Raw genomic sequence first — 8,487 nt, 5'->3', positions numbered from 1 at the left:
ATTTGTCCCCTCGCTATTTTTTTGTTGTTTTTGTGTTGTAAAAAAAACAACCCTTTTTTTTTTTTTCAATAACCCTTTTTCGGGGGGGGGGGGGGGCCCCCCCCCCCCCCCCCCCCACTCCTCCACCTCAGATGGCGACGCCGTGCGACCGCAGGTAGGCGATCGGGTCGACGTCCGAGCCGTAGCTCGGGCCGGTCCGGACCTCGAAGTGGAGGTGCGGGCCGGTGGAGTTGCCGGTGGAGCCGGAGAGGCCGAGCTGCTGGCCGCCGGTGACGGTCTGGCCGGCCGACACCTCGAGCGAGGACAGGTGGGCGTACTGGGAGTACATGCCGTCGCTGTGCTGGATGACGACCTCGTTGCCGTACGAGCCGCTCCACCCGGCGGAGACCACGGTGCCCGGTCCGATGGACCGGACGCTCGTGCCGGAGGCGGCCTGGAAGTCGGAGCCCGTGTGGTAGCCGCTGGACCAGCTGGCGCCGGAGGCGCGGTACTGGGTGGTGACGTTGGGGTTCTCGACCGGGGCGGCCCAGCCGGAGCCGGTGCTCTCCGACGCACCGGAGTCGGTGGTCTTCGCGGCCACCTCCTCGGTGGCGGCGGCCGGCTTCTCGGTGGCGGCGGCCGGCTTCTCGGCCGGAGCGGCGGACTTGGCCGTCGACGGGGTGGCGGCCTCGGAGGGCGCGGCCTCGGCGGACTTCTCGGCGGAGGCGGACGCCTTGGCGCCGAGGGTCAGTTTCATGCCCGGGAGGATCAGGCTCGGGTTCTCACCGACGACGTCACGGTTGTCCTGGTACAGCTTCTGCCAGCCGCCCTTGACCTTCTTGTCGGCCGCGATCTTCGCCAGGTAGTCCCCGGAGACCACGGAGTAGGTCGTGGGAGAACTCTTCGCCGCCGAGGCGGAGGCGCTCTGCACGGCCGGCGCGGACTGCTCCGCAGCATGGGCGCCGGTGGCGCCGATCAACGGAAGGGCGAGAACGGCGCCGCCGGTCCCTGCGGCAAGGACGCCTCGGGCGATCGGGCCGGACTTCATACGACGGTGCTTGCCTTTTGCGGGCATGGGATTTCCTCTCCGGCGCCTGCGAGGTGAGCTGTCGGGTTCGGACTGGAGATGCCCGGCCGCGCGACGCGCGACTTGACCCCGAGCCGTACCGGATCCCTCCGGTCGGCGGCCTACCTGGTTCCCCCGCTCCTGCCACACGTGAGTCGGTGCGGATTCCGGGCGGCGGCAGGATTAGGCGTTCCGTCCGGATTGACCGTGACCGTAAGCGAGCCGGGACGCCGTGAACAAGCCACGGATTGCGAACCGGAATAGGCGCTTCAATTCCGGCACGAAATTACCGTCACACTCCGTGGAGCACGGATCTTGGCATTCCGCACGGCGTCCGGAATACACCTCGGGATCTTCACCACGCACCGTCACGGATATGATCCCGCTCACCCGCCCCGATCCATCTCCCGCATAAATAGGGCACGTTCCACTAATTGCACCAATACGGACATGGCGTGGGTGTCGACTCATCGAGCGGACCGAAGTCACAGCACCATGGACGATTGCCCGACGGGGCATGTCGTATCGTCGCGGGCGTGCCTCCGTCGGCGAGCGGCGCCGACGCCCGACACTCCAGGAGCCCTTGTGACGCAGCTGCCAGAGGTCCCGCCGGTCGGCCCCGACCCGACGGACGTCCACCTGACCGGTGTCCGTAACTTCCGCGATGTCGGCGGACTCCCGACCGTGGACGGCCGCACCGTCCGCTACGGGCGCCTCTACCGCAGCGGCCATCTCGCGCATGCCACCGAGGCCGACACCGCCTTCCTCGCCGGGCTCGGCCTGCACACGGTCTTCGACTTCCGCAACGCCGCCGACCACAAGCTCGACGGTCACGACGTGGAGCTGCCCGGCGTCCGGAATGTCAGCATCCCCCTCTCCGACCCGGCCGACGGCGCGGAGTTCTGGCGGCTGGTGCGCGACGGGAACATCCAGCAACTCCGCTCGATCCTGGCCGACGGCAGGGGAACGGAGCGGATGGTCGCCTCGTACCGCTCGATCATCAAGGACCGCACCGCCGAACACAGCCGTGTCCTGCACGCGCTGGCCGAGGACAGCCTGCCGGCGCTGATGCACTGTGCGGCGGGCAAGGACCGGGCGGGCCTGTCGGTCGCGGTCTCACTGCTCGCGGTCGGCGTGGAGAGGGAAGCGATCGAGGCCGACTACCTCAAGTCGAACGACGCGCACCGGCGCTACAGGGTACGGCGCAGCGACACCTCGTCGGCAGGAATGTCCGACGAGGTGATGGAGCTGCTCAATCCGCTCTTCGGCGCCCACGCCGAGTACCTCGACGCGGCGTTCGCCACCATCGAGGACATATGGGGCGGCACGGACCGCTACCTCCTCGAAGGGCTGAAGATCAGCCACGAGACCCGCGCGAAGCTGCGTGAGCGCCTCGTCGAGGGCGCGTGACGCCGGCGCTCAGCCTTCGCCTGCCACGGTGAAGAGGAGGAAGAGGAAGGCCGCGATGACATGCCCGGCCACCAGGTAGGCGAAGAGCCGGATCACGACCCCCCGGGGCATCCGCCGCTCCTGGGTGTCCGCACTCTTCGGCTTGCGCGGGGTGAGCGGGTCGTAGTACTCCGAATCGGACATGGCAGTCCTCTCTTCCGGCACACAGGCCGGGGTGGCGAAGGGCGCCCGGTGGGGACGCGCGGGATCAGAGCCGATGGATTCCGTTACCCAGGCACAACTCGGCGGCCGGACTCTGCAGCAGCGTGTGGACGAAGAGCAGGCGCGCCCCACCGGTGTCGAGTGCCGCGATCCGGTGGGGGGTCAGCGAGTCGAAGTGCGCGCTGTCACCCGGATCGAGGTCGTGCACGGTCTCCCCGAGCACGATCCGCAGTCGGCCGTCGAGGACGTACAGCCATTCCTCCCCGGGGTGGACGCGTACGAGATCCCCCTCGGTCCCGTACGGGACGCGGACGCGCAGCGCCTGCATGGCGCGTCCCGATCCGCCCGCCTGCCGGTAGAGCCAGCCGCCCGCGCCGGCGCCGCCCGGAGTGCCCTCGAGCGGGCCGCCGCGGACGATCGCGTCACGTTCGGGAGGCATCTCGCCCAGGAGCTCCGAGACAGTCGTACCGTAGACACGGGCGAGGCCGAGCAGCATCGGCAGCGAGGGCTGTCTGCGGCCCGTCTCGAGCCGGGAGAGGTGGGCCGGGGAGAGTCCGGCCCGGCCGGCCGCGGCCTCCAGGGTGAGGCCACGGTTGCGGCGCAGGTCGCGCAGGCGTGGCGCGATCCCCGGAATCTCGTCGGCCACCCCGCTGTCGGGAGGATTCATAGGTCCATTGGGCCAGGATCTTTCCCCTGAGGCAAATAACTTACCTCTGAGGCAAAGAGTGCGCCCGTACTCAGCGGTTGGCGACGGCCTGTTTCACCAGGGTCCTGCCGAAGTCCCACATCAGCCCGCCCCCGCTGTGCGCGTCGTCCATGACGGCGGTGAAGGCGGCGACGAAGCGATCGACCTCCGGTTCGCCGATGACCAGCGGCGGAATCAGCTTGATCACCTCCAGATGGTCACCGGAGACCTGGGTGAGGATCCGGTGCTTCTGCAGCAGGGGCACCACCACCATCTGCGCGAACAGACCCTTGCGGGCCGCCTGCAGCATCGCCCAGCGGCTGCGGAGCTTGAGGGACGACGGCCGGCCGAACTCGATGCCGATCATCAGCCCGCGCCCGCGCACCTCGTGCAGCAGCTCGTAGCGGCCGACGAGCGCGGCGAGCCGGCCGCGCAGCAGATCACCGGTGCGACGGGCGTTCGCGACGGTCTCCTCCTGCTCCATGACGGTGAGGACGGCGAGCCCGGCCGCCATGGCCTGGGCGTTGGACCCGAAGCTCGCGGAGTGGACGAGGACCCGGTCCATGGACGAGTAGACGCGCTTGAAGATCCAGTCCTTGCCGAGCGTCGCACCGACCGGTACGTACCCGCCGGAGAGCGCTTTGGCGACGCAGAGCAGATCGGGCTCGACCCCTTCCTCGTGCTGGTACGCGTAGAAGTCCCCCGTCCTGCCGAGCCCGGTCTGCACCTCGTCGGCGATGAGCACGGCCTTGTGCCGGTGCAGCAGTTCCTGCGCCTCCCGCAGGAAGCCGGGCGGTGCGGCGTGGACGCCCTTTCCCTGGATCGGCTCCACGACCAGCCCTGCCACATCACCGCGCTTCAGCTCGCGCCGCAGTGCGTCGAGGTCGCCGAGCGTGATGGCGGTGTCGGGCAGCAGGGGCGCGAAGCCGTCCCGGAAGCCCTTCTCCCCGTTGACGGAGAGCGAGCCGGTCGTCAGCCCGTGGAAGGCGTGCTCGCAGTAGAGGATCCGGGGCTTGCCGGTGGCGTACCGGGCGAACTTCAGAGCGGTCTCCACCGCCTCCGTGCCGCTGTTGCCGAAGAACACCCGGTCCAGGTGCGGGCTGTGCGACAGCAGCTTCTCGGCCAGCAGTCCCGGCAGCGGCTGGCAGTCGAAGCGGGTGAGGTCCGCGAGCGAGGCGTCCAGGACGTCGTGGAGCGCCCGGCGTACGACGGGGTGGTGCCTGCCGAGCCCCATCACGCCGAAGCCTGCGAGCATGTCGAGGTAGTCGTTGCCTTCCGCGTCCCAGAAGTGCGCGCCTTCCGCTCGCTCGTAGACCTTGTCGAAACCGAGGGTGTGGAGCATCCGCGGCAGCTGATGGTTGAGGTGTCGGGTGTGCAGCTCGTAGCGTTCGGCGCCTCGCTCAGCGAGGAGCCGCGCCAGGTCGAAACCCGGCTGTTCTTCCTTCATGCCCCGTTCTCCTTCGGCCTGATCCGCTCACCCGCCGCCGCGCGGCGCTCCAGCACCGTGCTGACGCGTCCGGCGATCTCCACCGGCGTGAGCCCGATCTCCGCGAGTACGTCACCGCGTCCGGCGTGCGCGAGGAACCTCTCGGGGACGCCGAACGACCGCAGCGGTACGTCGACGCCGGCATCCCGCAGTGCCTGTCCGACGGCCCAGCCGACCCCGCCCGCCCGGCTGTTGTCCTCGACGACTGCTACCAGCCCGTGCTGTGCGGCGAGCACGGGCAGCTGCTCGTCCAGGGGTTTGACCCAGCGCGGGTCGACGACCGTGCAGCGGATGCCGGCGCCGGCGAGCAGGTCCGCGGTCTGCAGACAGAGCGGGGCGAGTACCCCTACGGCCACCAGCAGGACGTCGGGGTCCGGTGCACGATGCAGGACGTCCATCCCTCCGATCGTGCCGACGGCCGGGATCGGCTCGCCCACCGGCTCCTTGGGGAACCGGATCACCGTCGGCGCGTCGTCGACGTCGACGGCCTCCCGCAGTTCCTCACGCAACCGGTCGGCGTCGCGCGGGGCGGCGATCCGGAGCCCCGGGACGACCTGGAGCACGGACATGTCCCACACGCCGTTGTGCGACGGGCCGTCCACCCCGGTGACACCCGCCCGGTCAAGGACGAACGTCACCCCGCACCCGTGCAGGGCGACGTCCATCAGCACCTGGTCGAAAGCCCGGTTGAGGAAGGTCGCGTACACGGCGACGACCGGGTGCAGACCGCCGGTGGCCAGCCCCGCGGCGGAGACCGCCGCATGCTGTTCGGTGATTCCGACGTCCCAGATCCGGTCGGGGAACTCCTCCGCGAACCGGGTCAGACCGACCGGCTGCAGCATCGCCGCGGTGATCGCGACGACGTCCGGGCGCTCGGCGCCGATCTCCGCCATCTCGTCACCGAACACCGAGGTCCAGGACGCCGCTGCGGGTACCACGAGCGGTTCACAGGTCAGCGGGTTCATCCTGCCGACGGTGTGGAAGCGGTCGGCGTCGTCGGCGAGGGCCGGCAGACAGCCGCGGCCCTTCTCGGTGATGCAGTGCACCAGCACCGGCCCGTGGAAGCGCTTGGCCCGGTGCAGCGCGGACTCGACCGCCGCTGTGTCGTGCCCGTCGACCGGACCGAGGTACTTGAGGCCCAGGTCCTCGAACATGCCCTGGGGTGCGAAGGTGTCCTTGAAACCCTTCTTGGCGCCGTGCAGCGACCCGTACAGCGGCTGTCCGATGACGGGAGTCTGCTGGAGCACTCCTTTGCCCCAGGTCAGGAAACGCTCGTAGCCGTCGGTCGTCCGGAGGGTGGCGAGGTGTTCGGCGAGGCCGCCGATGGTGGGGGCGTACGAGCGCTCGTTGTCGTTCACCACGATGATCAGGGGGCGGTTGCCGGCCGCCGCGATGTTGTTGAGCGCCTCCCAGGCCATGCCGCCGGTGAGGGCCCCGTCACCGATGACCGCCACCAGATGACGTCGGCGCCCCAGCACCTCGTCGGCCTTGGCGAGGCCGTCGGCCCAGCCGAGCACGGTGGAGGCGTGGGAGTTCTCGATGACGTCGTGTGCGGACTCCGCGCGGGAGGGATAGCCGGAGAGGCCGCCCTTGCCCCGCAGCCCGGAGAAGTCCTGCCTCCCGGTCAGCAGCTTGTGCACGTAACTCTGGTGCCCCGTGTCCCACAGGATGTGGTCAACGGGTGAGTCGAAGACCCGGTGCAGGGCGATGGTGAGCTCGACCACCCCTAGGTTGGGGCCGAGGTGACCACCCGTCCTCGTCACGGCCCGGACGAGGAAGGTCCTGATCTCTGCGGCGAGTTCGCCCACTTCCGGTGGGCTCAGTGTCCTGAGGTCCTGCGGCTCCTTGATGGATTCCAGCAGCGTCACGCCCGGGTCCCTCTCCCTGGTCCTGTTTCGGGCCCACGGTCACGGCCGGAACCCCGACGGGGCTCCGGCCCCTTCCCGCCTTCCGGACCCGCACTCATGGCATCAGCGGTTCCCGCCGACGGTCTCCCGGGCCGCTCGCAGGGATTCCTTCAGGGACCCCATGGTGGCGAGCACCGCGGTGGGCTCGTATCCGCAGTGCGCCATGCAGTTGGCGCAGCGCGGGTCCTTGCCGCGGCCGTACTTGTCCCAGTCGGTGTCCTCGATGAGCTCCCGGTAGGTGGGGACGTATCCGTCGCTCATCAGATAGCAGGGCCGCTGCCAGCCGAAGAGCGAGTAGTTGGGGATCGCCCAGGCCGTGCAGGGGAAGTCGGCCTTGCCTTCGAGGAAGTCGAGGAAGAGCGGGGAATGGTTGAGCCTCCAGCGGCTCCGGTTGCCGCCCGCGAAGGCCTTCTTGAACAGCTCGCGGGTCTGCTCGACACCCAGGAAGTGTTCTTGGTCGGGGGCCTTCTCGTAGGCGAAGGCGGGCGAGATCATCATCTCGTCGACCTTCATCTCGTCGTTGAGGAAGTTCATCACCTCGATGACCGTCTGCGGGGTGTCGGTGTTGAAGAAGGTCGAGTTGGTCGTCACCCGGAAGCCGCGTCGCTTGGCCTCCTTCATCGCCTCCACGGCTTCGTCGAAGACACCTTCCTTGGCGACCGACTCGTCGTGCCGCTCCCGCAGTCCGTCGATGTGCACGGCGAAGGCGAAGTAGGGGGACGGCGTGAACATGTCGAGCTTCTTACGCATCAGCATGGCGTTGGTGCAGAGGAAGACATACTTCCTCTTCGCCACCAGCTGACGGACGATCTCGTCGATCTGCGGGTGCATCATCGGCTCGCCGCCGGCGATGGAGACCATCGGGGCACCCGACTCCAGCACCGCCCCGACCGCCTGCGCGACCGGCATGCGCTGTTTGAGCACTCCGGCCGGGTGCTGGATCTTCCCGCAGCCCTCGCACGCCAGGTTGCAGGCGAACAAGGGCTCCAGCTCGACGATCAGTGGGAATTTCTCCCGCTTGCGGAGTTTCTGTTCGACGAGATACGTCGCAACCTTGATGGACTGACGGAGCGGCATGGCCATCTGGGCTCACCTCCTGGGGAGCAGCAAAGATCGGTGCCATTCATGAAACGCCGGAAGCACGGCACGAAGAACGCGGAATGCCGATATTCCACCGCGGACCGTGCCGATACGGACGAGTTCATGCTCTGGAGCATCCACGATCACCCGTACGGCGGCAACGGGGCGTGGCCCTGTCCGCACGGCGGTGCGCAGCGTGGCGGCGGACTCCATGTCCACCGCGATGGCACCGGTGGCCCGGAGTCCGGCCCGCTCCGGCCCTCGGACGACGTGTCCGGAGCCGTTCAGCGGGCCAGTGTGGACCGTACGTCCGGGTACCGCCCTGACCAGCGCGTCGACCAGCAGGCCGGTGCCGGTGCAGGCCGTGGTACCGCCGGGGTCCCGGGTCTCCTCGGCCACCACGAGATCACCTGGGTGCATACCGGGTTCCAGCCCGGCGCAGAAGCCGGAGGCCATGACCGCGGTGCCTCCGGCCCCGTGCTGTCCCAGCGCGACCCGGACGGCGTTCTCCGCCGCCCGGGGGCCCATCCCCGACCTGATGATGCTCACCGGGCCGGGGCCCGGGGCACCGCTGCCCCTCCTTCCGGTGCGGAGGGCGAAGCGCTCGATGCCGAGCGCGCACGCGATCAGCAGCGGTGTGGTGGGACCGGGCGGCTCCTGTGCCCCACCCATC

8 protein-coding genes and 1 riboswitch are annotated in these 8,487 nt (G+C 69.1%); of the genes, 1 reads left to right on the top strand and 7 read right to left on the bottom strand.

The annotated features are described in order from the left end of the window. Positions 1 to 127: 127 nt before the first annotated feature. The gene (locus ACFYSH_RS07770) at positions 128 to 1,054 is read right to left on the bottom strand and encodes a peptidoglycan DD-metalloendopeptidase family protein (RefSeq protein ID WP_388751375.1); all 927 of its coding nucleotides are present in this window, start codon (positions 1,052 to 1,054) and stop codon (positions 128 to 130) included. Between the two features lie 3 nt (positions 1,055 to 1,057). Beyond that, positions 1,058 to 1,216: riboswitch (cyclic di-AMP (ydaO/yuaA leader) on the bottom strand. A gap of 414 nt (positions 1,217 to 1,630) precedes the next feature. Here ACFYSH_RS07770 and ACFYSH_RS07765 point away from each other — a divergent pair. Next, positions 1,631 to 2,455 (top strand): tyrosine-protein phosphatase, encoded by an 825-nt coding sequence (locus ACFYSH_RS07765; protein ID WP_388751373.1) that lies wholly within the window; start codon positions 1,631 to 1,633, stop codon positions 2,453 to 2,455. Positions 2,456 to 2,464: 9 nt separating this feature from the next. On the opposite strand, the gene ACFYSH_RS07760 is transcribed toward ACFYSH_RS07765, so the two are convergent. From ACFYSH_RS07760 to ACFYSH_RS07735, 6 genes are all read right to left on the bottom strand, one after another. Continuing rightward, positions 2,465 to 2,638, bottom strand: coding sequence for a DUF6126 family protein (locus tag ACFYSH_RS07760; protein ID WP_359465006.1), 174 nt, complete (start codon positions 2,636 to 2,638; stop codon positions 2,465 to 2,467). Between the two features lie 64 nt (positions 2,639 to 2,702). Then, positions 2,703 to 3,323, bottom strand: a complete 621-nt coding sequence (locus ACFYSH_RS07755; protein ID WP_359465002.1) for an XRE family transcriptional regulator — start codon at positions 3,321 to 3,323, stop codon at positions 2,703 to 2,705. Between the two features lie 70 nt (positions 3,324 to 3,393). Continuing rightward, positions 3,394 to 4,788, bottom strand: coding sequence for an aspartate aminotransferase family protein (locus ACFYSH_RS07750; RefSeq protein ID WP_388751370.1), 1,395 nt, complete (start codon positions 4,786 to 4,788; stop codon positions 3,394 to 3,396). Then, entirely contained in the window at positions 4,785 to 6,695 is a 1,911-nt protein-coding gene (gene dxs / locus ACFYSH_RS07745) for a 1-deoxy-D-xylulose-5-phosphate synthase (protein WP_388751368.1), read from the bottom strand. The genes ACFYSH_RS07750 and dxs overlap by 4 nt, the downstream gene beginning before the upstream one ends. Before the next feature lie 102 nt (positions 6,696 to 6,797). After that, entirely contained in the window at positions 6,798 to 7,817 is a 1,020-nt protein-coding gene (gene hpnH / locus ACFYSH_RS07740; RefSeq protein ID WP_388751366.1) for an adenosyl-hopene transferase HpnH, read from the bottom strand. Between the two features lie 6 nt (positions 7,818 to 7,823). After that, positions 7,824 to 8,486, bottom strand: a complete 663-nt coding sequence (locus ACFYSH_RS07735) for a 1-hydroxy-2-methyl-2-butenyl 4-diphosphate reductase (RefSeq protein ID WP_359464991.1) — start codon at positions 8,484 to 8,486, stop codon at positions 7,824 to 7,826. Position 8,487 lies beyond the last annotated feature (1 nt).

Origin of the sequence: Streptomyces sp. NPDC005791 (assembly GCF_042871485.1) — a bacterium.
In the GTDB taxonomy this organism is placed as follows: Bacteria; Actinomycetota; Actinomycetes; order Streptomycetales; family Streptomycetaceae; genus Streptomyces.
Note: the sequence above shows the minus strand (reverse complement) of the source record. Positions and strands in the feature narration are given on the sequence as shown.